This window comes from Geodermatophilus sp. SYSU D01119 (genome assembly GCF_054049975.1).
In genome coordinates this window covers 151,711-172,793 of record NZ_JBJGYL010000008.1, presented here as the reverse complement: position 1 = coordinate 172,793, position 21,083 = coordinate 151,711, and the positions used below count along the sequence as shown (strand labels likewise).

Annotated in this window: 22 protein-coding genes; 8 read left to right on the top strand and 14 right to left on the bottom strand. The window is 76.8% G+C overall.

From position 1 onward, the window contains the following. Positions 1-5 precede the first annotated feature (5 nt). Together ACI79X_RS08705 and ACI79X_RS08700 are read right to left on the bottom strand one after the other, a co-directional pair. Complete coding sequence (locus ACI79X_RS08705) at positions 6-1,031, bottom strand: 1-phosphofructokinase family hexose kinase (RefSeq protein WP_457025018.1); 1,026 nt, start codon at positions 1,029-1,031, stop codon at positions 6-8. After that, positions 1,028-1,795 carry a DeoR/GlpR family DNA-binding transcription regulator gene (locus ACI79X_RS08700; RefSeq protein ID WP_457025017.1) on the bottom strand — a complete coding sequence of 256 codons (768 nt, stop codon included), beginning with the start codon at positions 1,793-1,795 and terminating at the stop codon, positions 1,028-1,030. Before ACI79X_RS08700 ends, ACI79X_RS08705 begins: the two co-directional genes overlap by 4 nt. Before the next feature lie 171 nt (positions 1,796-1,966). Here ACI79X_RS08700 and ACI79X_RS08695 point away from each other — a divergent pair, with 171 nt between their 5' ends. The 3 genes from ACI79X_RS08695 to ACI79X_RS08685 all read left to right on the top strand — a co-directional run bounded on the left by ACI79X_RS08695 (position 1,967) and on the right by ACI79X_RS08685 (position 6,223). Continuing rightward, the gene (locus ACI79X_RS08695) at positions 1,967-3,661 is read left to right on the top strand and encodes a putative PEP-binding protein (protein WP_457025016.1); all 1,695 of its coding nucleotides are present in this window, start codon (positions 1,967-1,969) and stop codon (positions 3,659-3,661) included. A 160-nt stretch (positions 3,662-3,821) separates the two neighbouring features. Then, positions 3,822-3,974 carry a hypothetical protein gene (locus ACI79X_RS08690; protein WP_175562895.1) on the top strand — a complete coding sequence of 51 codons (153 nt, stop codon included), beginning with the start codon at positions 3,822-3,824 and terminating at the stop codon, positions 3,972-3,974. A gap of 155 nt (positions 3,975-4,129) precedes the next feature. After that, positions 4,130-6,223 carry a diguanylate cyclase domain-containing protein gene (locus ACI79X_RS08685; protein WP_457025015.1) on the top strand — a complete coding sequence of 698 codons (2,094 nt, stop codon included), beginning with the start codon at positions 4,130-4,132 and terminating at the stop codon, positions 6,221-6,223. Positions 6,224-6,227: 4 nt separating this feature from the next. Here the strand turns inward: ACI79X_RS08685 and ACI79X_RS08680 are convergent, their stop codons facing one another. The 4 genes from ACI79X_RS08680 to ACI79X_RS08665 form a co-directional block, all read right to left on the bottom strand. Then, positions 6,228-7,052: a tyrosine-protein phosphatase gene (locus ACI79X_RS08680; protein ID WP_457025014.1), complete on the bottom strand. Its 825-nt coding sequence runs from the start codon at positions 7,050-7,052 to the stop codon at positions 6,228-6,230. Continuing rightward, positions 7,049-7,942, bottom strand: a complete 894-nt coding sequence (locus ACI79X_RS08675) for a 3-methyladenine DNA glycosylase (protein ID WP_457025013.1) — start codon at positions 7,940-7,942, stop codon at positions 7,049-7,051. Before ACI79X_RS08675 ends, ACI79X_RS08680 begins: the two co-directional genes overlap by 4 nt. A 109-nt stretch (positions 7,943-8,051) precedes the next feature. Then, positions 8,052-9,989 (bottom strand): helix-turn-helix domain-containing protein, encoded by a 1,938-nt coding sequence (locus ACI79X_RS08670; RefSeq protein ID WP_457025012.1) that lies wholly within the window; start codon positions 9,987-9,989, stop codon positions 8,052-8,054. 17 nt (positions 9,990-10,006) lie between these two features. Then, the gene (locus ACI79X_RS08665; RefSeq protein WP_457025011.1) at positions 10,007-10,759 is read right to left on the bottom strand and encodes a 3-hydroxybutyrate dehydrogenase; all 753 of its coding nucleotides are present in this window, start codon (positions 10,757-10,759) and stop codon (positions 10,007-10,009) included. Positions 10,760-11,000: 241 nt separating this feature from the next. On the opposite strand from ACI79X_RS08665, the gene ACI79X_RS08660 reads away from it, so the two are divergent. The 5 genes from ACI79X_RS08660 to ACI79X_RS08640 all read left to right on the top strand — a co-directional run bounded on the left by ACI79X_RS08660 (position 11,001) and on the right by ACI79X_RS08640 (position 16,180). Beyond that, the gene (locus tag ACI79X_RS08660; RefSeq protein ID WP_457025010.1) at positions 11,001-12,362 is read left to right on the top strand and encodes an MFS transporter; all 1,362 of its coding nucleotides are present in this window, start codon (positions 11,001-11,003) and stop codon (positions 12,360-12,362) included. Between the two features lie 169 nt (positions 12,363-12,531). Beyond that, positions 12,532-13,491: an ABC transporter ATP-binding protein gene (locus tag ACI79X_RS08655; protein WP_457025009.1), complete on the top strand. Its 960-nt coding sequence runs from the start codon at positions 12,532-12,534 to the stop codon at positions 13,489-13,491. A gap of 24 nt (positions 13,492-13,515) precedes the next feature. After that, entirely contained in the window at positions 13,516-14,331 is an 816-nt protein-coding gene (locus ACI79X_RS08650; protein WP_457025008.1) for an ABC transporter permease, read from the top strand. Between the two features lie 41 nt (positions 14,332-14,372). After that, positions 14,373-15,578, top strand: a complete 1,206-nt coding sequence (locus ACI79X_RS08645) for a sensor histidine kinase (RefSeq protein WP_457025007.1) — start codon at positions 14,373-14,375, stop codon at positions 15,576-15,578. Beyond that, positions 15,575-16,180: a response regulator gene (locus ACI79X_RS08640; RefSeq protein ID WP_457025006.1), complete on the top strand. Its 606-nt coding sequence runs from the start codon at positions 15,575-15,577 to the stop codon at positions 16,178-16,180. Before ACI79X_RS08645 ends, ACI79X_RS08640 begins: the two co-directional genes overlap by 4 nt. A 7-nt stretch (positions 16,181-16,187) precedes the next feature. Here ACI79X_RS08640 and ACI79X_RS08635 read toward each other — a convergent pair whose 3' ends face one another. The 8 genes from ACI79X_RS08635 to ACI79X_RS08600 form a co-directional block, all read right to left on the bottom strand. Next, positions 16,188-16,379, bottom strand: a complete 192-nt coding sequence (locus ACI79X_RS08635) for a hypothetical protein (RefSeq protein WP_457025005.1) — start codon at positions 16,377-16,379, stop codon at positions 16,188-16,190. After that, positions 16,379-16,642 (bottom strand): hypothetical protein, encoded by a 264-nt coding sequence (locus ACI79X_RS08630; RefSeq protein ID WP_457025004.1) that lies wholly within the window; start codon positions 16,640-16,642, stop codon positions 16,379-16,381. The genes ACI79X_RS08635 and ACI79X_RS08630 overlap by 1 nt, the downstream gene beginning before the upstream one ends. Before the next feature lie 136 nt (positions 16,643-16,778). Next, positions 16,779-18,623 carry an acyl-CoA dehydrogenase gene (locus ACI79X_RS08625; RefSeq protein ID WP_457025003.1) on the bottom strand — a complete coding sequence of 615 codons (1,845 nt, stop codon included), beginning with the start codon at positions 18,621-18,623 and terminating at the stop codon, positions 16,779-16,781. A gap of 209 nt (positions 18,624-18,832) precedes the next feature. Next, on the bottom strand, positions 18,833-19,234 hold the full coding sequence (locus tag ACI79X_RS08620; protein ID WP_457025002.1) for a lipopolysaccharide assembly protein LapA domain-containing protein: 402 nt from the start codon (positions 19,232-19,234) through the stop codon (positions 18,833-18,835). Between the two features lie 58 nt (positions 19,235-19,292). After that, the gene (locus ACI79X_RS08615) at positions 19,293-19,478 is read right to left on the bottom strand and encodes a hypothetical protein (RefSeq protein WP_457025001.1); all 186 of its coding nucleotides are present in this window, start codon (positions 19,476-19,478) and stop codon (positions 19,293-19,295) included. Between the two features lie 46 nt (positions 19,479-19,524). Beyond that, a complete protein-coding gene (locus ACI79X_RS08610) occupies positions 19,525-19,947 on the bottom strand; it encodes a hypothetical protein (protein ID WP_457025000.1) in 423 nt (140 codons plus the stop codon). 104 nt (positions 19,948-20,051) lie between these two features. Beyond that, the gene (locus ACI79X_RS08605; protein WP_457024999.1) at positions 20,052-20,690 is read right to left on the bottom strand and encodes a TetR/AcrR family transcriptional regulator; all 639 of its coding nucleotides are present in this window, start codon (positions 20,688-20,690) and stop codon (positions 20,052-20,054) included. 175 nt (positions 20,691-20,865) lie between these two features. Further along, positions 20,866-21,006 carry a hypothetical protein gene (locus ACI79X_RS08600; protein WP_457024998.1) on the bottom strand — a complete coding sequence of 47 codons (141 nt, stop codon included), beginning with the start codon at positions 21,004-21,006 and terminating at the stop codon, positions 20,866-20,868. Positions 21,007-21,083: the final 77 nt, after the last annotated feature.

Sequence of the window (21,083 nt, the reverse complement as noted above, 5' to 3'; positions counted from 1 at the left end):
GGGCGTCAGGGGACGTCGCGGCCGGCGGCCGGGACGGGTTCGGGGGATGCGGGGACCCCGGGCAGGCCGGGGGTGACCGCGACGGCGGCCGGATCGACCCGGTCCGGTGTCGGGACGGCGGAGCCGGGCAGCGCCGCGGCCGCCGAGCCGGTGGCCACCGCGCGCCGCAGCCGGTCGGCAGCGGGGGCGCCGGCCAGGTCGGCGAGCAGGTGGCCGGCCAGGCTGGAGTCGCCGGCGCCGACGGTGCTGCGGACCGCGATCCGCGGCGCGCGGGCCGACCAGACCTCACCGGCCGCGGTGGACAGGACGGCGCCGTCGCCGCCCAGGGTCAGCAGCACCTCGCCGATGCCGCCGTCGTGCAGCCGCGCGACCGCGGTCGACAGCGCCGCCGGGTCGGCCAGCAGCTCGGCCTCGCTCGTGCCGGTGACCTGCGCGAGCTCCTCGGCGTTGGGCTTGAGCAGGTCGGGCGCGGCGTCCGGGCCCGCGGCGAGCAGGGCCCGCAGCGGCGCCTCGGAGGTGTCGACGGCGACCCGGGCCCCGGTGCCGCGGACGGCGCGGACCAGGTCGGCGTACCAGTCCTCGGGGGTGCCCGGGGGCAGCGAGCCGGACAGCACCACCCAGGCGGCGTCGCGAGCGGCACCGGTCAGGACCGCGGTCAGGGCGGCCCTGGCGTCGGCGTCCAGGGCGGTGCCCGGCTCGTTGAGCTTGGTCGTGGTGCCGTCGGGCTCGATGAGCGAGTAGTTGGTGCGCACCGGGACCCCGGTGGGCACGATGAGCGGCGGCAACCCGAGGGCGGCCAGTGCGGTGACCAGCGGATCGGTCTCGTCGGCCGGGAGCACGGCCTCCACGTCGGCCCCGGCCGCGGCGAGCGCGCGGGCCACGTTGACGCCCTTGCCGCCGGGCTCGGTGACGCTGGCGCCCAGCCGCGTGACCTCACCGCGGGCCAGCGGGCCGGGCAGCGCGAGGGTGCGGTCGAGGCTGGGGTTGGCCGTGAGCGTGACGACCCGGCCCCGTCGCGGGACGGCGCTCACGCGACCACGACCTCGACGCCGGCGTCCTCGAGCCGCTCGACGTCGGCCGGGTCGGCGCCGCCGTCGGTGACCACGACGTCGACGTCGTCGAGCGCGGCGAAGCGGACGAGGTGCTCGCGGCCGATCTTGCTGCTGTCGGCGAGCACCACCACGCGCTGGCCGGCGGCGACCATCGCCCGCTTGACCGAGGCCTCCGCCTCGTCGGGGGTGGTCAGGCCGTGGCCGGGGGTGATGCCGTTGGTGCCGAGGAAGGCGACGTCGGCGCGCAGGTCGGCGAGCGCGCGGACGGGGGACTCGCCCACGGCGCACTGGGTCAGCCCGCGCACGCGGCCGCCGAGCACGTGCAGCGTGATGCCGGGGGCGGTGGCCAGGCGGGCGGCGATCGGCACGGAGTTGGTGGCGACGAACAGGCCGCGGTCGCCGGGCAGCACCTCCGCGAGCGCGGCGGTGCTGCTGCCGCCGTCGAGCAGGACGCTGCCGCCCGCGGCGGGCAGCAGGTCGGCCGCGGCCGCGGCGATCTTGCGCTTGGCCTCCGCCCGGGTGGCGTTGCGCTCGGCGAGCGCGGTCTCCACGAGGGTCAGCGCGCCGCTCGGCACGGCGCCGCCGTGCACCCGGCGCAGCACGCCCGCCCGTTCGAGGACGGCGAGGTCGCGGCGCACCGTCTCGGTGGTCACCCCGAACTGCTCGGCCACCGCGGTCACCGCGATGCGCCCCTGCTCGGTGACCAGCGTGGCGATCGCCTGCTGGCGCTCCTCCGCGTACACCGTCCACCCCCTCCGTCGGCCGGATACCGGTCGCGGTCGCCCGAACATGTGGGAACGGGCGTGTGTCTCTGTGGTTCTACGTTGGTTACGTTGACAAGTCAACAGGGATTCGTGAGTCTGGTCACCGACGGACGACGGCGTCCCCAGCTCATCCCCGACGTGGAGGTCCGCATGTCCAGCACCACCACCAGCCGCCCGGGCACCGTGCTGACGGGCACGCCCGTCGTCCCCGGCGTCGTCCTCGGCCCGGTCGTACGCCCGGCGGGCGCGGTCCGCCTGCCCGACGCGGCGTCCGCGGAGACGCTGCCGGAGGCCGCGCGCGAGGAGGAGCGGGCCCGCTTCACCGCCGCCGCGGACGCGGTCGCCGCGCGGCTGGCCGCGCGGGCGGCGGCCGCCACCGGGATGACCGCCGAGGTGCTGTCGGCCACCGCCGGGCTGGCGCGCGACCGCGGCCTCCTGGGCGCCGTCGAGCAGCGCATCGCCGCCGGCACCCCGGCCGCGGTGGCCACCGTGCAGGCCGCCCAGCAGTTCGTCGACGTCTTCACCTCGCTGGGTGGCGTCATGGCCGAGCGGGTCACCGACGTCCGCGACGTCCGCGACCGCGTCGTCGCCGAGCTGACCGGGCAGGGCGAGCCCGGCGCGCCGGCGCCCGAGACCCCGTCGGTGCTGCTCGCCGACGACCTCGCGCCCGCCGACACCGCCGGCCTCGACCCCGCGCGGATCCTCGGCCTGGCCACCCGGCTGGGCGGCACCACCAGCCACACCGCGATCATCGCCCGCCAGCTGAACCTGCCCCTGGTCGTGGCGGTCGAGGGCCTCGACGCCGTCCCCGAGGGCGCCACCGTGCTGCTCGACGCCGAGGAGGGCACGGTCGCCGTCGACCCGGAGCCGTCGGCCGCCGCCGCGCAGGTGGAGACCGCCCGGCGCGCCGCCGAGGCACTGGCCGGCTACCGGGGCCCGGCCGCCACCCGCGACGGCGTCGCCGTCCCCGTCTACGCCAACGTGCAGGACGGCGCCGGCACGCGCGCGGCGATGGCCGCGCACGCCGAGGGTGTGGGGCTGTTCCGCACCGAGCTCGCGTTCCTCGGCCGCGCCGCCGAGCCCTCGGTCGAGGAGCAGGCGGCCGGCTACGCCGAGGTGTTCGAGGCCGCCGCGGGCCGCCGCGTCGTCCTGCGCACGCTGGACGCCGGCTCGGACAAGCCGCTGGAGTTCGCGACGCCGCCGGAGGAGGCCAACCCCGCCCTCGGCGTTCGGGGCCTGCGGGTGGCCCGACGCGACCCGGGGCTGCTCGACCGGCAGCTCGACGCCGTCGCCGAGGCCGCCCGCCGCACCGGCAGCACGCCCTGGGTGATGGCGCCGATGGTGGCCACCGTGGGCGAGGCCGCCGACTTCGCCGCGCGCGTGCGCGACCGCGGCCTGGTGCCCGGGATCATGGTCGAGGTGCCGTCGGTGGCGCTGCTGGCCGACCGGTTCCTGCAGCACGTCGACTTCCTGTCGATCGGCACCAACGACCTGTCGCAGTACGCGCTGGCCGCCGACCGGCTCTCCGCCGACCTCGCCGACCTCACCGACCCCTGGCAGCCGGCGCTGCTGGCGCTCGTGGCGGCCACCGCGGCCGCGGGCAGGCGGGCCGGCAAGCCGGTCGGCGTCTGCGGCGAGGCGGCGGCCGACCCGCTGCTGGCGTGCGTGCTCGCCGGCCTCGGCGTCACCTCGCTGTCGTGCGCCGCGCCGGCCGTCGCCGGGGTCGGCGCCCGGCTGGCCGCCGTCGACTCCGGGGCCTGCCGCGAGGCGGCCGACGCCGCGCTCGCCGCGGACGACCCGCGGGCCGCGCGCGCCGCTGCCCGCGCCGTGCTCGCCCGCGGCTGAGGCGTCGGGCGGGTGGCCGGGAGGTCGCCCGCCCCACCCCGAGGGGTGAACGATCGTCGGGAATGTGACGACACTCCCTACGGATCGTCGGAATGATGTGGACCGCGCCTGCTTTACTACAGGTGTAGGACACACCGGCACCGAAAGAGGAGACGACGAGATGTCGATCACGACCACCTGGCGGCAGCGTCGGCAGGCGGCTCGTACGCGTCGCGCGCTGGACCGTGCGCTCGCGCGCAGCAGCAGCCCGGCGATGCGCGACGAGCTGCTCACGATGGCGAACAGCAGCGCGTTCCACACCCGCGACTTCTGACGCGCGGCGTCCCTGCGAGGGACGCGATCCGCACGGCCCCGGTCTGCCCCCGCAGCCCGGGGCCGACTGCTGTCCGGGGCCGGGTCCCCGGGCCGGGCCTCCCCCCTTCGGGTCGGCGGCTCAACAGCCCCGGGCGGCGTGCCGATGACCTGCGCGTGACGGCGGTGCACGGGGACACGGGGCGGGGCGCGACGGGGGAGGCCCGCGAGACCTCGGGCGCGACGACCGGGCTGGTCCTCGCCTTCGTCCGCGCCGAGGCCGGCGACGCCGCCGTCGAGGAGGTGCTGCGCCGCGCGCGCGTGCCGTTCAGCGCGGCCGAGCTCGCCCTGCCCTCGACCTGGACCAGCTACGACACCCGCATCCGCCTGTTCACCGCGGCGGCCGAGGTGCTCGGCGACCCCGGCGTCCTGTTCCGCGTCGGCGCGGAGTCGTTGCGCGCCGGGCTCAACGCCGGCGTGGTGGTGCTCGTGCGCGCCCTCGGCTCCCCGCGGCAGGTCTACGCCCGGCTGCCGCGCGCCGTCGCCAACTTCTCCACCACCTCCACGATGGAGGTGCTCGAGGCCGGCGCCACGTCGGCGACGCTCCGCTACCGGCTGCACGAGGGCTACGTGCACTCGCGGCTGGATTGCGACTACGCCCGCGGCCTCATCAGCATGGTGCCCACCGTCTTCGGCCTGGCGCCGGCGCGCGTGGTGCACGGGGAGTGCGAGTCCGACGGCCACCCCGCCTGCGTCTACTCCCTGAGCTGGGACCGGCGGTCGCGGCTGCCCTGGCGCCGCCGCGCGGGGGCCGACCCGGAGCTCGCGGCCCTGCGCGACCAGGTGCGGGCCCTGCAGTCCGTGGCCACGGACCTCGTCGACGGCGAGGACCTCGACGCCGTCCTGTCGCGCATCGTCGAGCGCGCCGCCGCGGCCGTCCTGGCCCCCGCCTACCTGCTCGCCGTCGCCTCACCGCACGGCGGCGCCCCGCTCGTGCACGGCGCGGGCCTGGGCCCGGACGAGGTCCCGGGCCTGGCCGCCCGCCTGCTCGCCGGGGAGGACCTGGGCCCCGGCACCGTCGTCGTCGACGTCGCCTCCGCGCGGCGCACCCACGGCCGGCTGGCCGCGCTGGGCCGGGCCGACGACGGCCTGGGCGACGAGCGGGCCATGCTCGCCGCCTACGCCGGGCACGCGGCGGCCGCCCTCGACCTGGTCATGGCGCTGGAGGCCAGCCGCGCCGAGGCCCGGCGCGCCGGCGCGCTGCTGGACCTGGCCCACGGCCTCGTGCAGGCCGCCGACGCCCCCGCCGTCGCCGACGTCGTGGCCCGCGCCCTCCCCGGCATCGTGGGGTGCGGCAGCGCCGGCGTGCTGCTGTGGGACCCGGCGGGCGCGGTCCTCCGGGCGGCCGCGTGCGCGGGGCTGGCACCCGCCCAGGAGCAGGTGCTGCGCGCGGCGGACCTGCGCGCCGCCGACGTGCCCGAGCTCTTCGGCATGCTCACCGACCGCGAGCCCCGCGTGATCAGCGCGGGCGGGGCCAGCGCCCCGATGCGGGAGCTGCTCACCGCGCTCGGGCTCACCGACGTCGTCGCCCTGCCCCTGCTGGCCGGCACCACCTTCCTCGGCGTGGCCACCGCCAGCTGGGCCGCCGGCGAGACCGCCGACGCCCTCGACGGCGAGGTGCTCATCCGCCTGCGCGGCGTCGGCGACCAGGCCTCGACGGCGCTGCAGAAGGCCCGGCTGCTCGAGACCGTCCGCCACCAGGCCACCCACGACGCACTCACCGGCCTGCCCAACCGGGTCCTGTTCCGCGACCGGCTGGTCGAGGCCCTCGCCGCCTCCCCGGCCGGCGGGCACGTCGCCGTCCTGTTCAGCGACCTCGACCGGTTCAAGGCGGTCAACGACGGCCTCGGCCACGCCGCCGGGGACGAGCTGCTCCGTCAGGTGTCGGCCCGGCTGCGCGCCGCCGTGCGGCCCGGCGACACGGTCGGCCGGCTCAGCGGCGACGAGTTCGCCGTCCTCGTGCCCCGGCTGGCCGGGCCGGCGGCCGCGCAGGGCGTGGTGGCGCGGGTCGCCGCCGCGTTCGCCGAGCCGTTCCGGCTCGAGGGCATCCCGGTCGACGTCGGCACCAGCACCGGCGTGGCCGTGCACTCCGGCGAGGCCGACGACCCCCGCGCGGAGGCAGAGCGGCTGCTGCGGGAGGCCGACGCGGCGATGTACCGCGCCAAGCACCGCGACCGGCCGCCCGCGCCGGAGCCCCGCTCGGCGACCTGAGGCGTCAGTCGCGCAGCCGGGCGCGCAGGGCGGCCTGTTCGTCGGGGCCGAAGCCGTGCTCGGTGAGCCAGCCGAGCGGCCCGCCGTGCCGCTCGGCGAGGATCTCCAGCAGCCGCCGCATCGTCTCCGCGCGCGGCGTGTGGCTGGCGACGTCGCGCCGCGTCATGTCCTCGGCGTACGTCGGCGAGCTCCGCAGCTTGGCCACCAGCGCCTCGATGACCTCGGCGGTCATCGCGTAGTCGGCGACGATCTCCTCGTCGGGCACCCCGGCCGCGGCCAGCGCGAACATCACGACGACGCCGGTGCGGTCCTTGCCCGCCGCGCAGTGCACCACCGCCGCGCCCTCCCCGCCGGCGATCACCCGCAGCGCGGCCAGCACGTTCTCGGGACGGTGGTGCAGGTAGCCGAGGTAGGCGCGCACCGCCGGCGGCTCCTCCTCGTCGGCCTCGGTGGTCTGCCGCGGCAGCAGGGTCTCCACCCAGTCGGCCGGCAGCTCCGGGAGGTCGTCCTCCTCGACGGCGAAGACGTCGGTGTGCTGGCCCTTCTCCGGCAGCAGGCTGAGGTGCCGGTGGGTGACGCCCTCGACCGAGCGCAGCGGCCCCCGGCCCTCGAGCAGCACCTCCGCGGTGGTGCGCAGGTCGATCACGTCGCGCAGCGGCAGCTCGGCCAGCCGGCGCAGGTCGTCGTCGCTGAGGGTCTGCAGGTTGTCGCTGCGCAGCACCCGGCCGGGCAGCGTCCGGCCGCCGTCGGTCGTCGGCAGGCCGCCGAGGTCGCGCGTGTTGGTGGTGCCGTCGAGTCGCAGCCAGCGGTCGGGGTGCGGTGAGCTCACGCCCCGACGGTAGAGCCCGCCCCGAGCAGCGCGTCGCAGACGTCGAGCAGCCGCCGGCGCAGCGGGGCGGCCCGCTCGGCGAACCCCCGCTGCGCGGCCACGTACTCCGCCTTCCCCTCCGCCGTCTCGATGCGGACCGGCGCGTAGCCGCGGTCGGCGAGGTCGTAGGGCGAGGCCCGCATGTCGAGCTCGCGCACCTCGACGGCGAGGGCGAAGCAATCGGCCAGCAGCTCGCCGGGCACCGCCGGGGAGAGCTTGTAGGCCCACTTGTAGAGGTCCATCGTCGCGTGCAGGCAGCCCGGCTGCTCCATCGCGACCTGCGTCTCCCGCGTGGGCCGCAGCCGGTTGAGGCCGACGGCGTCCGGGGTGAAGAAGCGGAACGCGTCGACGTGGCTGCACCGCACGGGGTGGGACTCGACGACGGCGTCGGTGCCGGCCCGGCCCAGCCGCAGCGGCACCGCGTGCCGGCGCTCGTCGGCGCGGTAGACCATCGCCCACTCGTGCAGGCCGAGGCAGCCGGTCTGCGCCGGCCGCGCCGCGGTGGCCGCGAGCAGGTCGCGGACGAAGCGCACGGTGCCGCCGCGGTCGGCGAGGAAGGCGCCGACGTCGAGGGCCGCCGCGCCGTCGTCGCCGGCGGCGTACCAACGCCAGGCCGCGTGCGGGGCGGGGCCGCCGTTCCCGGGTGCCAGGGCGACCCCGGGGCCCGGGTGCCAGCGGCGCAGCCGGCTCGGGGTCTCGGAGTAGTAGGTGAACAGGAAGTCGAGCACGGGGTGGCTCTCCCCGCGGCGCCGGCGCTCGCGGTGCGGGGCGGTCCAGCGCTCGACGCGGGCGTCGTGGGCCGCGGCGCGCGCCGTCCACTCCTCCGCGGGCAGCAGGACGGCGGGGAGCACCCGACCAGGGTAGGAGGGCTCGCCGCGCGGTGATGTGCGGCCGGGGCGCGATCGGGACGGCGGATGCGCCGCCGGCGCACATCACCGGTGCCGGGCCGTCGTCCGGACGTCAGCCGTCCTCGACCGCGGTCAGCCGGTGCAGCCGCAGCGCCAGCTGCACCTCCAGCGCCCGCTCCGGGGAGGACCAGCCGCGCCCGAGCAGCCGGCCCACCCGGTCCAGCCGCTGGGTGACCGTGTTGACGTGCACGTTGAGCGCCTCGGCGGCCCGTGCCGGGGAGCCGCCGGTGTCGAACCACGCCCGCAGGGTGGCCACCAGGTCGGTGCCGCGGCGGGCGTCGTAGTCGAGCACCGGCGCGAGCGTCGCCTGCACGAAGCCGGGCACGTCGCGGCCCTCGCCCACCAGCAGGCCGACGAAGCCCAGCTCGCCGGCGCCGGCCGACTGCCCGTCGCGGCCCAGCGCCGTCAGCGTGGACGCGCAGCGGGCCGCCTCCGCCGCCGCCCCGGCCACCGCGGCCGGGCCCTGCACGGGACCGGCGCCACCTGCGGTCACCGGCCGGCCCACGGCCGCGGCGACCTCCCTCCGGGCCAGGGCGGCGGCCTCGCCGGCGTCGAGGTCGGGCAGGCACAGCACGACCCGGCCGTCGCGCACCCCGGCGAGCCCCGCGCGGGTGGCCGCCAGGTGCCCGGCCGCCGCCAGCGCCCGCCCGCGACAGGGCTCCTCCACCCGGACGACGACGACCGCGAGCGGGCGGTCGAGGTCGGCCCCCAGCCGCCGGGCCCGCTCGCGCAACCCGTCGGGGTCGCGCAGCGGCACGGTGAGCAGCTCGTCGAGGAGCTCGCCGCGCACCCGGCCCTCCGCCTCGCTCGCGGTCCGCCGGATGAGCAGCAGCAGCGCGGTGACCAGCGCGGCGCGCTCGAGGATCCGCCGGTCGCCCTCGGCGAGGTCGCCGTCGCGCTGCAGCACCAGGCCGCCGAGCAGGTCGCTGCCCACGGTGACGGCGGCGGTCCACCACCCGCCGTCGCCCACCGTGCGCCCGGTCGAGCGGGCCAGCGCCAGCGCGCCCGCGGGGTCGGGCGGCAGCGCGCCGTCGTCGCCGGACGTCGGGCGGCCCTCCTCGTCGAGCACGGTGATCCGCCCGCCGAGGGCGTCGGTCACCGCGGCCGCGACGTCCTCCACCCCGCCGCCGCGCAGCACCAGGTCGATGAACCGGTCGTGCGCCCCGGCGGCCCGCTCCACCGACTCGGTGTGCGCCCGCAGCTCCCGGGTGGCCGCCGACAGCTCCTCGAGCGCCGTGCGGGTCTCCTCCAGCAGCCGGGCGTTGTCGATGGCGATCGCGGCGTGCGCCGCCAGCGACCCGAGCAGCGCCACCTCGGAGCGGTCGAAGGTGCGCTCGGTGCGGTCGGCGGCGTAGAGGACGCCGATCACCTGCGAGCCGCGGATCAGCGGCACGCCGAGGATCGCGACCAGGCCCTCCTCGCGCACGCCGTTGTTGATCGCGTCGGTGTGGTGGAACCGGGCGTCGGTGAAGTAGCTGGCCGTCGAGTAGGGCGCGGCCGTCTGCGCCACCAGCCCGCCGAGGCCCGCGCCCATCGGCAGCCGCAGCGCCTGGAACCGCGCCGACACCGATCCGTCGGTCACGCGCATGTAGGTGTCGCCACGGGCGTCGTCGTTGAGGGTCAGGTAGGACACGTCGGTGCCCAGCAGCTGCCGGGCCCGCCGCACGATCGCCGTGAGCACCGAGTCGACGCCGCGCAGCGTGGCCAGGTCGCTGGCGGTGTCGAACAGCGCCGAGAGCTCCGACTCGCGCCGCCGCCGGGCGGCGAACGCGGCCCGCACCTGCAGCGCCAGCAGCCGCACCCGCTCGAGCTCGGCGAGGCTCTCGGGGTCCGCGCCGCCGGAGCGGGCGCGCACCAGCGGCCCCTCGTACTCGATCGCGGCGGCGTCGTCGAGGACGAGCTGCAGGTACTCGGCGGCCGCGGAGGGCACCCGCGGCGGCGGGCCGGCGCCGTCGGCGGGCAGCGCTGTGGTCCGGGTCACGTCCGGCATCCTGCCCGGCCGCGTCGTCAGTGCGCGGTCCACCCGCCGTCCATCCGCAGCGACGTGCCGGTGACCGAGGCCGCGGCCGGCGAGCACAGCCAGGCGACCGCGTCGGCCACCTCGGCCGGCTCGATCAGCCGCTTGAGGGCGGCCGGGGCGAGCATGACCTGTTCGACCACCTCGTCCTCGGAGATGCCGTGGGTGCGGGCCTGGTCGGCGATCTGCCCCTCAACCAGCGGCGTGCGCACGTAGGCCGGGGCCACGCAGTTCGACGTGACGCCGTGCGCCGCGCCCTCCAGCGCCACCACCTTCGACAGCCCCTCCAGGGCGTGCTTGGCGGTGACGTAGGCGGACTTGTACGGCGAGGCGCGGTGGCCGTGCACCGAGCTGACGTTGACCACCCGGCCCCAGCCGCGCGCGTACATGTGCGGCAGCGCGCCGCGGACCAGCCGGAACGGCGTCTCCACCATCAGCCGCAGGATGGTGGCGAACACGTCGGGCGGGAACTCGTGCAGCGGCGCCACGTGCTGGAAGCCGGCGTTGTTGACCAGCACGTCGACGTCGAGGTCCAGCGCGTCGACGGCGGCGAGGTCGGACAGGTCGACGGCGACCGCGGTGCCGCCCACCTCCGCCGCGACCCGCTCGGCCGCCGCGGCGTCCCGGTCGGCGACGACGACGGCCGCGCCGGCCCCCGCCAGCCGGGCCGAGACCGCGCGGCCGATGCCCGAGGCCCCGCCCGTCACGAGTGCCCGCCGTCCCGAGAGGTCCTCCGCTGCCATGTCGGCGACGGTAGGTCCCGCCCGCCGCGCCTCCCACGGCGGCCGGCCACACACTCGAGCGGGCGCCGGTGGTGTCCGCCCACACCGGGGGGTGTGCGGGCGGCCGACGTCCTCCGGCGCCGGGACATGGGCCGGAACCACATGAACCACGTCACAGGACTGTCCTCGGCCACATGGGCGGAACGGGATCGGCTCCCTAGCGTCGGGACGACCGGACCCCGACGTCCCCAGGAGACCCCGCATGACCGCACCTCGAGAGCGAGGACGCTTCGGCCGCGTCGTCGGCGCGAGCATCATCGGCACCACCGTCGAGTGGTACGACTTCTTCCTCTACGGCTCGGCCGCCGCCCTGGTCTTCGGCCCGCTGTTCTTCCCCGACTCGTCCGACTTCGCAGGCGTCCTGCTGGCGTTCGGCACCTACGCGATCGGGTTCGCCGCCCGGCCGATCGGCGCCCTGGTCTTCGGCCACTACGGCGACCGGATGGGCCGCAAGAAGCTGCTCGTCGTCTCGCTGCTGATGATGGGCGGCGCCACCTTCGCCATCGGCCTGCTGCCCACGTACGCCACCGTCGGCGCGCTGGCGCCCCTGCTGCTGGTGTTCCTCCGGCTCGTGCAGGGCTTCGCCCTCGGCGGCGAGTGGGGCGGCGCGGTGCTCATCGTGTCCGAGCACGGCCGCCCCGAGCACCGCGGGTTCTGGGCGTCGTGGCCGCAGGCCGGCGCCCCCGCCGGCCAGCTGCTGTCCACCGCGGTGCTCGCGCTGCTCGCCGCCTTCCAGTCCGACGCGGCCTTCGAGGCGTGGGGCTGGCGCATCCCGTTCCTGCTCTCGGCCGTCCTCATCGGCGTGGGCCTGTGGGTGCGGCTCGCCGTCAGCGAGTCGCCGGTGTTCCTCGAGGCCCAGCGCGCCGCCGAGGCGAGGGCCCGCGAGACCGGGGCCACCGAGCAGGCACCGATCGCCGTCGTCCTCCGGCGCTACAAGCGCGAGGTGCTCGTCGCGATGGGCGCCCGGATCGCCGAGAACGTCTCCTTCTACGTCCTGACGGCGTTCACGACGGCGTACCTCACCAAGGCGCTGGGCCTGGACTCCTCGTTCGCCCTCAACGCGCTGCTCGTCGCCTCGGCGGTGCACCTGGTGACCATCCCGCTGTGGGGCGCGCTGTCCGACCGCGTCGGCCGCCGCCCGGTCTACCTGGTCGGCGCCGCCGGCACCGGGGCCTGGGCGTTCGCGCTGTTCGAGCTCTACGAGACCGGGAGCTTCTGGCTGGTCGTGCTCGGCCTCGTCGTCGGCTTCCTGTTCCACGGCGCCATGTACGGCCCGCAGGCGGCCTTCTTCGCCGAGCTGTTCGGCACCAAGGCCCGCTACACCGGCGTCTCGATCGGCGCCCAGCTCGCCTCCGTCATCGCCGGTGCCCCGGCGCCGCTGATCGCCGTCGCGCTGCTCGGCAGCTTCTCCGAGCCCACCCCGGGCCGGGTCGCGCTCTACGTGGCCGCCTGCGCCGCCGTCACCCTGGTCGCCGTCCTCTCCTACGGCGAGACCCGGGTGCGCGACCTCGGCGCCGACGACGCCGTCGAGCCCGCGGGGGAGCGCCGCGCCGCGGCCGTCTGACCCTGCGGTCCACGGGCCCCCCATGACAGTCGTCACGGGGGGCCCGTGCGCGTCCGGCGCGAGGTCGTGAGAGACGGCACCCGCGCCGGGCCGGCACCGGCGGGAGCGTGGGGACGTGCCCCGGAGGACCGGCCGACCAGCGGCCGGCGGGGCACGAGGAGGAGGCCCCGTGCAGCTCACCCGCCCGGCTCCCGTCCCGGCCGCGACCGGCCGTGCCGCCCCCGGAGCCGCCCCCGTCGTGGAGGTCACCGACCTGCGCCGGCGCTACGGCGACGTCGAGGCCGTCCGGGGCATCAGCTTCGAGGTCCGCCCCGGCGAGGTGTTCGCCCTGCTCGGCGTCAACGGCGCCGGCAAGACCTCCGCCCTCGAGGTGCTCGAGGGCCTGGCGCCCGCGTCCGGCGGGACGGTGCGCGTCGTCGGCGCCGACCCGGCCCGGGAGCGCGCCGCCGTCCGCCCGCACCTCGGCGTCCTGCTGCAGACCAGCGGCCTGCCCGCCGACCTCACCGTCCGCGAGACCGTCGCCCTGTGGGCGGCCACCCTCACCGGGCCGCGGCCGGTCGAGGAGGCGCTGGCCCAGGTGGACCTCACCGGTCGTGCCGACGTCCGCGTCCGCAGCCTCTCCGGCGGTGAGCGGCGCCGCCTGGACCTGACGCTCGCCCTGCTCGGCTCCCCGCGGGTCGTCGTCCTCGACGAGCCCACCACCGGCCTGGACCCGGAGAGCCGGCGCGCCGTGTGGGCGCTGGTCCGGCAGCGGGTGGCCGAGGGCGCCGCCGTCGTGCTCACCACCCACCACCTCGAGGAGGCCGAGGAGCTCGCCGACCGCATCGCGGTCATGCGGGCCGGCCGGATCGTGCTGTCCGGGACGGCCGCCGAGATCGCCGCCACCCAGCCGGCCACCATCCGCTTCACCCTCCCCGAGGGCGCCGCGCCGCTGCCCGCCGTCCCCGGTGCCGAGGTCGTCTCGGCCGGCCCGCGGGTGGAGCTGCACACCCGGGCGCTGCAGCCGGTGCTCACCCGCCTGCTCACCGTGGCTGCCGAGCGCGGCGTCGTCCTCGGCGGGCTGCAGGCCCGCGCGGCGTCCCTGGAGCAGGCCTTCCTCGCCGTCGCCGACGGCGCCGACCCCTCCTGACCCCCGCCCCCGAGAGGAGCCCCCATGACCGCCGCGACCGTCCCCGCCCCGTCCCGCCCCGCGCCGTCCCGGCTGCGCCGCACGCTCGCGCTCGCCTCCGCCGAGACCCGGCTGCTGCTGCGCAACCGCACCGCCGTCGTCAACTCGCTGCTGATGCCGCTGTTCTTCGTCGCGCTCGTCCCGCTCACCGACATCGGCGGCGAGGGCGCGCTCGGCCCCCGCCTGGCGGTCACCTCGGTCGGCGTGACGCTGGTCTTCCTCACCTACTACAACCTGGTCACCACGTACGTCGCCCGTCGCGAGGAGCTGGTCCTGCAGCGGCTGCGCAGCGGCGAGCTCAGCGGCGCGGAGGTGCTGCTCGGCACCGCCGTCCCGACGCTGCTGGTCACCGTCGCCCAGGTCGTGCTCGTGCTGGCGGGGAGCGCGGTGATCGGCGAGTGGTCGGCGCCGGTCGACGTGGTGCTGCCGCTGCTCGCGCTGCTCGGCGGGGCCGCGCTGATGACGCTGCTCGCCGTGGCCAGCACCTCGTTCACCCGCACCGCGGAGGCCGCGCAGATCACCACGCTGCCGCTGGTGCTCGTGGCCACCGCCGCCTCCGGGCTGCTGTACCCGCTCGACGTGTTCCCCGACCGCGTCGCCGAGGTGCTGCGGCTCACCCCGGTCGAGCCGGTCGTCGAGCTCGCCCGCCTGGGCCTGGCCGGGCAGACGTGGGACGGGCAGGTCGTCGACTGGGCCGGCGCCTGGGCGGCCGCGCCGCAGCCCCTGCTGGTGCTCGCGGCGTGGATCGCCGTCGCCGCCGCGGTGTCCCGCCAGGTGTTCCGGTGGGCCCCGCGCCGGTGAGCGAGCCCGCCCGCGACGGTCGGTACGGCAGCATGGGCGCCGTGCCGACCGTCGCACGCTGGTGGCGCAGCCGCACCGACCCCCAGCGGATCGAGCTCTACACCCGGTGGTCGTACTACGGCTTCCTCGCCACCCTGCCGCTGTTCGTGCTGCTGGCCGTGGCCTCGGACTGGGCCGGTACCGAGCGCTGGGTCGAGCTGCTCCTGGCCGCCGCGACCCTGGGCACCGTGGCGGCCGCCGTGCAGCTGAGCCGGCGCGGGTTCGCCGACCGGGCGGCGCGCCCCGACCGGGCGCTGCTCGCGGTCGTGCTCGTCTGTGGCGCGGTCGTCGTCGGGGCGGCGTCCGCCGCGACCGGGGACGGGCCCGCGCCCGCGTTGCCGTGGGCGGCCGGCTTCGTCGGCGCGGAGGTGCTGCTCGCCCTGTCGGTCACCGTGCCCACCCGGCCGCTGGTCGCCGGCGCCGGCGTCGTCGGCCTGCTCACCGCCGTCGTCGCCCTGCTCGACGGCAACCCGCCCCTGGCCGCCGTGGCGATCGGCCTGTCCATCGCGGTGGCGGTGGGCTCGATGACCCTGGCCTTCCGGTTCTCCGTCTGGATCCTCGACGTCGTCGTCGAGATGGACCGCAGCCGCGGCGTGCAGCTGCGGCTGGCCGTCGCCGAGGAGCGGCTCCGCTTCGCCCGCGACCTGCACGACGTCATGGGCCGCAACCTGTCGGCGATCGCGGTGAAGAGCCAGCTGGCCGGCGAGCTGGTCCGCCGCGGCCGGCCCGACGCCGCCGACGAGGTGGCCGACATCAGCCGCATCGCCGAGGAGTCGCTGCGCGAGGTCCGCGACGTCGTCCGCGGCTACCGCTCCACCGACCTGGCCGGTGAGCTGGCCGGCGCCCGTTCGGTGCTGCGTGCCGCCGGCATCGCCTGCACCGTGCAGGGCGAGGAGGCCGGCACCGCGCTCCCGCCGGAGGCGCAGGCGGCGCTCGGCTGGGTGGTGCGCGAGGCGGTCACCAACGTGCTGCGGCACAGCTCGGCGGGCAGCTGCACGATCACCCTCGTGCCCGGCGACCCGGTGGAGCTGCGGGTGGAGAACGACGGCGTGTCCGGCGCCGCGGCGGGCTGGGGCAACGGGCTGCGCGGGCTGGCCGAGCGGCTCGCGGCGGCGTCCGGGCACCTGTCGGCGGGACGGGTGGGCGACCGGTTCGTCGTCGTGGCCCGGGTGCCGGCGCGCGTCCCGGCCGTGGAGGAGGTGCCGTGATCCGGGTGCTGCTGGCCGACGACGAGAACCTCATCCGCTCGGCGCTGGCCGCGCTCCTCGCGCTGGAGGACGACCTGGAGGTGGTCGCCCAGGCGGCCTCGGGTGACGAGGCCCTGGCCATGGCCCGGCGGCACACCCCCGACGTCGCGGTGCTCGACCTGCAGATGCCCGACCTCGACGGCATCTCCGTCGCAGCCCAGCTGCGGGACCTGGTCCCCGGCTGCGCGGTCGTCATCGTCACCGGGCACGGGCGGGCCGGGCACCTCAAGCGGGCGCTCACCGCGGGCGTGCGCGGCTTCCTGCCCAAGACCGTGCCCGCGGCGGTGCTCACCGACGTCGTGCGCACCGTCGCCCGCGGCGGCCGCTACGTCGACCCCGAACTCGCCGCGGAGGCGATCAGCGCGGGGGACAGCCCGCTGACGCCGCGCGAGGCCGACGTGCTGGAGCTGGCCGCCGGCGGGGCGCCGGTCGAGGAGATCGCCGCGCGGGCGCACCTGTCACCGGGGACGGTGCGCAACCACCTGTCCTCGGCGGCGGGCAAGCTCGGCGCGGCCAACCGGCACGTCGCCGTCGAGGTCGCCCGCCGCCACGGCTGGATCTAGCGGGGCCTCAGCCCGCCTGGTTGCCACCGCGCACGACCGAGTCGTCGCGCTGCGCCTCGGCGTCGGTGGTGAGGGTGACGTCGGCCTCGCCGCCGTCGGAGCGGTCCTCGCCGGGCACGCCGTCGACCATGTTCCGGTCGGTGGGCCCGTCGGTGGTGTCGGGGGACTCCCCGTAGCCGCTGTGGTCGGTCTCGCTCATCAGTCTGCGTTCCCTCCGGATCGTGGGGTCGGGCCCTGGACCTCGCCGGAGGCGTCGCCGCCCCGGGCCCGGGCCACGTCGCTGTCCGCGCGGGCCGGCAGGTCGTCGCCCGAGGCGGCGTCGCGCTCGAGGGCGTCCTCGCGCGTGAGGGGCACGTCCTCGAACGAGGAGCCGCTGTCGCTGTTGTCGCCGGTCCCCGACGCGGTGGGGACGTCCTGCTGGATGCGGTCGCTGCCCTGCGGGTCGGTCACGGGGTGGGGCATGCCCGCCGTCGTCCCCGCGAAACGGCCAGGCCGGGCGCACACGACGGGCGCACACGACGGGCGCACACGACGGGCGCACACGACGACGGCCGCCGCCCCGCGGTGGGGACGGCGGCCGTCAGGGGCGCGCTGCCGCTCAGAACGCGGCCTCGGGGACCTCCATGAGCGCGTTGTCGGTGGCCTCGGCGATGGCCCGCTCGGCGGTGAGCTTCGGCAGCACCTGGGTGCAGAAGAAGCGCGTGGCGGCGAGCTTGCCCTCGTAGAACAGCCGGTCCTTCTCGCTCACGTCACCGGCCAGGGCGGCGAGGGCCACCTCCGACTGGCGCACGAGCAGCCAGGCGGTGACCAGGTCACCGGCGGCCAGCAGCAGCCGCGAGGTGTTCTGGGCGACCCGGTAGACGTTGGCCATGTCCTCCTGCGCGGCCGTGAGCTGGCCGAACATCGCGGTGAGCATGCCCTGGACGTCGGCGAGGGCGGTGGCCAGCAGCGCCCGCTCCTCCTTGAGCCGGCCGTTGCCGACCTCGGCGTCGATCGTGGCCTGGATCTGCGAGGCGAGCCAGGTCAGCGCGACGCCGCCGTCCTTGACGATCTTCCGGAAGAAGAAGTCCTGGCCCTGGATCGCCGTCGTGCCCTCGTAGAGGGTGTCGATCTTGGAGTCGCGGATGTACTGCTCGATCGGGTAGTCCTGGAGGAAGCCCGAGCCGCCGAGGGTCTGCAGCGACTCCTGGGTGAGCAGCTGGGTGGCCCGCTCGGAGCCGTAGCCCTTGACCACCGGCAGCAGCAGGTCGTTGACCCGCGCCGCGAGCCGGGCCTCCTCGCTGTCGGCGGTGCCGGCGGCCTCGGCCTCGACGACCTGGTCGCGGAAGCTCGCCGTGTACAGGTACAGCGCCCGCATGCCCTCGGCGTGCGCCTTCTGCAGCATCAGCGAGCGGCGCACGTCGGGGTGGTGGGTGATGGTCACGCGCGGGGCGTCCTTCGACGTCGCGGTGAGGTCGGCCCCCTGCACCCGCTCCTTCGCGAACGCCAGCGCCTGCTGGTAGCCCGCCGACAGGGTGGCGATCGCCTTGGTGCCCACGAACATGCGGGCGTGCTCGATGACCTTGAACATCTGCGCGATGCCGTCGTGCACCTCGCCGACCAGCCAGCCCTTCGCGGGCACCGGGCCGTCGCCGAAGGTGAGCTCGCAGGTCGTGGAGACCTTGAGGCCCATCTTCTTCTCGACGTTGGTCACGTGGACGCCGTTGCGCTCGCCGAGCGCGCCGGTCTCGAGGTCGACGTGGAACTTGGGGACGACGAACAGCGACAGTCCCTTGGTGCCGGCCTTCGCGCCCTCGGGGCGGGCCAGCACGAGGTGGACGATGTTGTCGGACAGGTCGTGCTCGGCGGAGGTGATGAACCGCTTCACGCCGGTGATGTGCCAGGAGCCGTCGTCCTGGCGGACGGCCTTCGTGCGGCCGGCGCCGACGTCGGAGCCGGCGTCGGGCTCGGTGAGCACCATCGTGGCGCCCCACTTGTGCTCGAGCATCAGCTCGGCCATGCGCTTCTGGTCGGGGGTGCCGAGCTCGTGCAGGACGGCGGCGAAGGCGGCCCACGAGCCGTACATGAAGACGGCGGGGTTGGCGCCGAGGACCATCTCGAAGGCGCCCCAGGTCAGCGCGTGCGGAGCGCCGAACCCACCGAGGTGCTCGGGCAGGTCGAGGCGGTACCACTCGCCGTCCTCGATGGCGCGCACCGACGCCTTGAAGCTCTCGGGCAGCGTCACCGAGTGCGTGGCCGGGTCGAACACCGGCGGGTTGCGGTCGGCGTCGGTGAAGCTCTCGGCGATCGGGCCCTCGGCCAGTCGCCGGATCTCGGCGAGCACGCCGCGGGCGGTCTCGGCGTCCATCTGCTCGAACGGGCCGGTGCCGAACCGGTCCTTGGTGTCGAGGAACTCGAACAGGTTGAACTCGAGGTCCCGCAGGTTCGCGGTGTAGTGGCTCATGCGGTGTCGCTCCCGTGCTCCCGTGCCGGTGGGCGGCGAGCAGGTCCGCCTACTCGCCGGTAACGAACGTTATTACCGGCGGGTAACCAGGAGCAAGGGCGCGGCCCGGGACACGCCCGCAGGGGTCAGAGCGGGGTGTCCCGGGCCGTCGGCGCCGGGGAGGAGGCCCGGCGGAGGTCCGGTCGTGCCGGGCGGGGCCCGGCGGGGTGTCAGCGGTTGCGGCGCCGCGCGGCCAGCACCGCGCCGAGCAGGGCGGCGATGAGCGCGCCGAGCCCCGCGGCGATGAGCAGCGCCACCACCAGGGGCGCGCGGACGTCGGTGAAGACCAGGCTGATCGGCACCGTCTCGCCGTTGAACACGATGAACAGCACCAGGATCACCGTGACGGCGATGAGCAGGGCCAGCGCCAGGCCGCGGCCGAGGGTGCGGCCGGCGGACCCGGCGCGGGAGGGCCGCGTCGCAGGTGCCGTGCCGCCCGACGTGCCGGCCGGCTGCGCGCCCGGCCGGGTCGCGGGCGTCGGCCCGGAGGCGGTCGTCCCGTAGCCGGTGGCGAACGGGTCGGTGCCCGGCGCGGAGGGCCGGGGCTCGGCAGGCGTTCCGGGAGCGGTCACGCCCTCCGGACTGTCCGCTGGAGGCCCCGCTCAAACGGCCGGCACCCCTCCGGGGACCTCAGTCCCGGTGCGCCGCCGGCTCCGTCTCCGCGGGGGGCCAGGACGGGCCCGCCGCGCCGTCGGCCGGGCCGGTGGCCTCGGGGCCGTCGGAGTCCGGGGCCGGCGGGCTCGACGTGGCGCTGCCGAGGGGGCCGACCGAGCGCGGGGAGTCCGGCTCGGGCATCTTCTGCTCGCGGGTGCTCACCGGGCCGAGTCTGCGCGCGCCGCGCGGTGGCGGCGACCCGGGCGGGTCAGTCGTCGAGCGCCGGGCCGGCCTCGTGCGCCGGGTGCCCGGCCGTGCGCTCGCGCTGCTTCATCCGCGCCTCGAACACGTGCCGGTCCCCGCCGGAGAGCTCGGTGCGGGCGCGCTCGTCGAAGTCGCGGAACACCGACCAGTACGACGCGTCGTAGTCCTCGACGATCTGGAACGTCCAGCGGTCGGCGATGACGTTGCGGCCCACGAGGTCGCGGTCGAGGTCGTCGGCGAGCTGCGTGTGGCCGGCCTCGCGGAACTTCTCGACGGCCTCCTGCAGCAGCCGGTCGGCCTTGCCGGAGTGCTGGTGGAAGCCGTAGAGCTGCCCGCGGGCCTGTTCGATCGTCTCCAGGGCCTCGGAGAGCTTGCCCAGCCCCTCGACGGTCGTGTCGTCGAGGTCGGGACGGGTGCGGTCGGTCACCGGCCCATCCTGCGGGTCCGCAGACGCGTCTGCCCGGCGAGCGGGGCGCCCGCCGGGCAGCTGTCGCGGGGATCCGGGCCCGGAGGGCCCCCGGTCGGCGCGGGTCAGGCGGCGTCGCCGGCCGCCGACCGGGCGGTGGCGATCTCGATCAGCCGCTCGGCGAGGTCGCGGCCGCGGGAGGCCGGGCCGTCGGGGCCGAGCAGGCCGCCGGAGAGGTACATGCCGTCGATGATCAGGTGGACCTGCGCGGCGAGGTCCTCGCCGACGCCGGGGGCCACCGCCTCGGCCAGCCGCTCCAGCCGGGCGTGCAGCTCGAACTTGTAGTCGGCGGCCGCGCTGCGGGCGGGGTGCTGCGGGTCGTCGTACTCGCTGCTCACGTTGGTGAAGGGGCAGCCGCGGAAGCCGGCGCGGGTGACGTCGGCCTGGACGGAGTCGACGACGGCGAGCAGCGCGGAGCGCGGGTCCGGCGCGAGGTACAGCAGCTCGTCGATGTGCCCGAGCACCGTGGCCGCCTTGCGGGCCAGGTAGGCGCCGACGAGCTCGTCCTTGCTCTTGAACAGCCGGTAGACGGTCATCTTGCCCAGGCCCGTCTCCCGGACGAGCTCGTCCATGCCCACGCTGCGGGAGCTGCGGGCGGCGAAGAGGCGCTCGGCGGTGTCCAGGACGATGGCCTCCCGCTCCGCGCGGCTGCGGCGGACCGGGGCCGGGCTGTCGGCGTCGGCGAGGGAGAGGGCGGCGGTCACGACGGCGACTCTGCCGCCTCCCGTGACGGATCAGTTCGCGGCACGCCGGACCCCCGGCACGGGTGATCCCACTGGGGTTCCGAGAGGCGAACGCGCAGGTCGGGACGCCGGTGCCGGGTGGGACCGCTGTGACGAGCCGGTCGCGGGGCCGGAGTGGCCGGGGATGTCCGGCGGGTCAGGCGCGGCGGGTCCGCCGGGGGTTGGCGAGCAGCCGTACGACGCGCTCGGCGGCGGCCTGCGCCGTCGTCGCCGGCTCGCCGGTGCGCTCGCCTGGGGTCTCGTGCGCCGGCCGGTCCTCGTGCTGGGTGTCCTCCACGAGGACCAGCCTGCCCGACCGGCCGAGCGGCGAGACAGGTCCTGGGCTGCGCAGACCCCCTGTGGGTGAGGTGATCC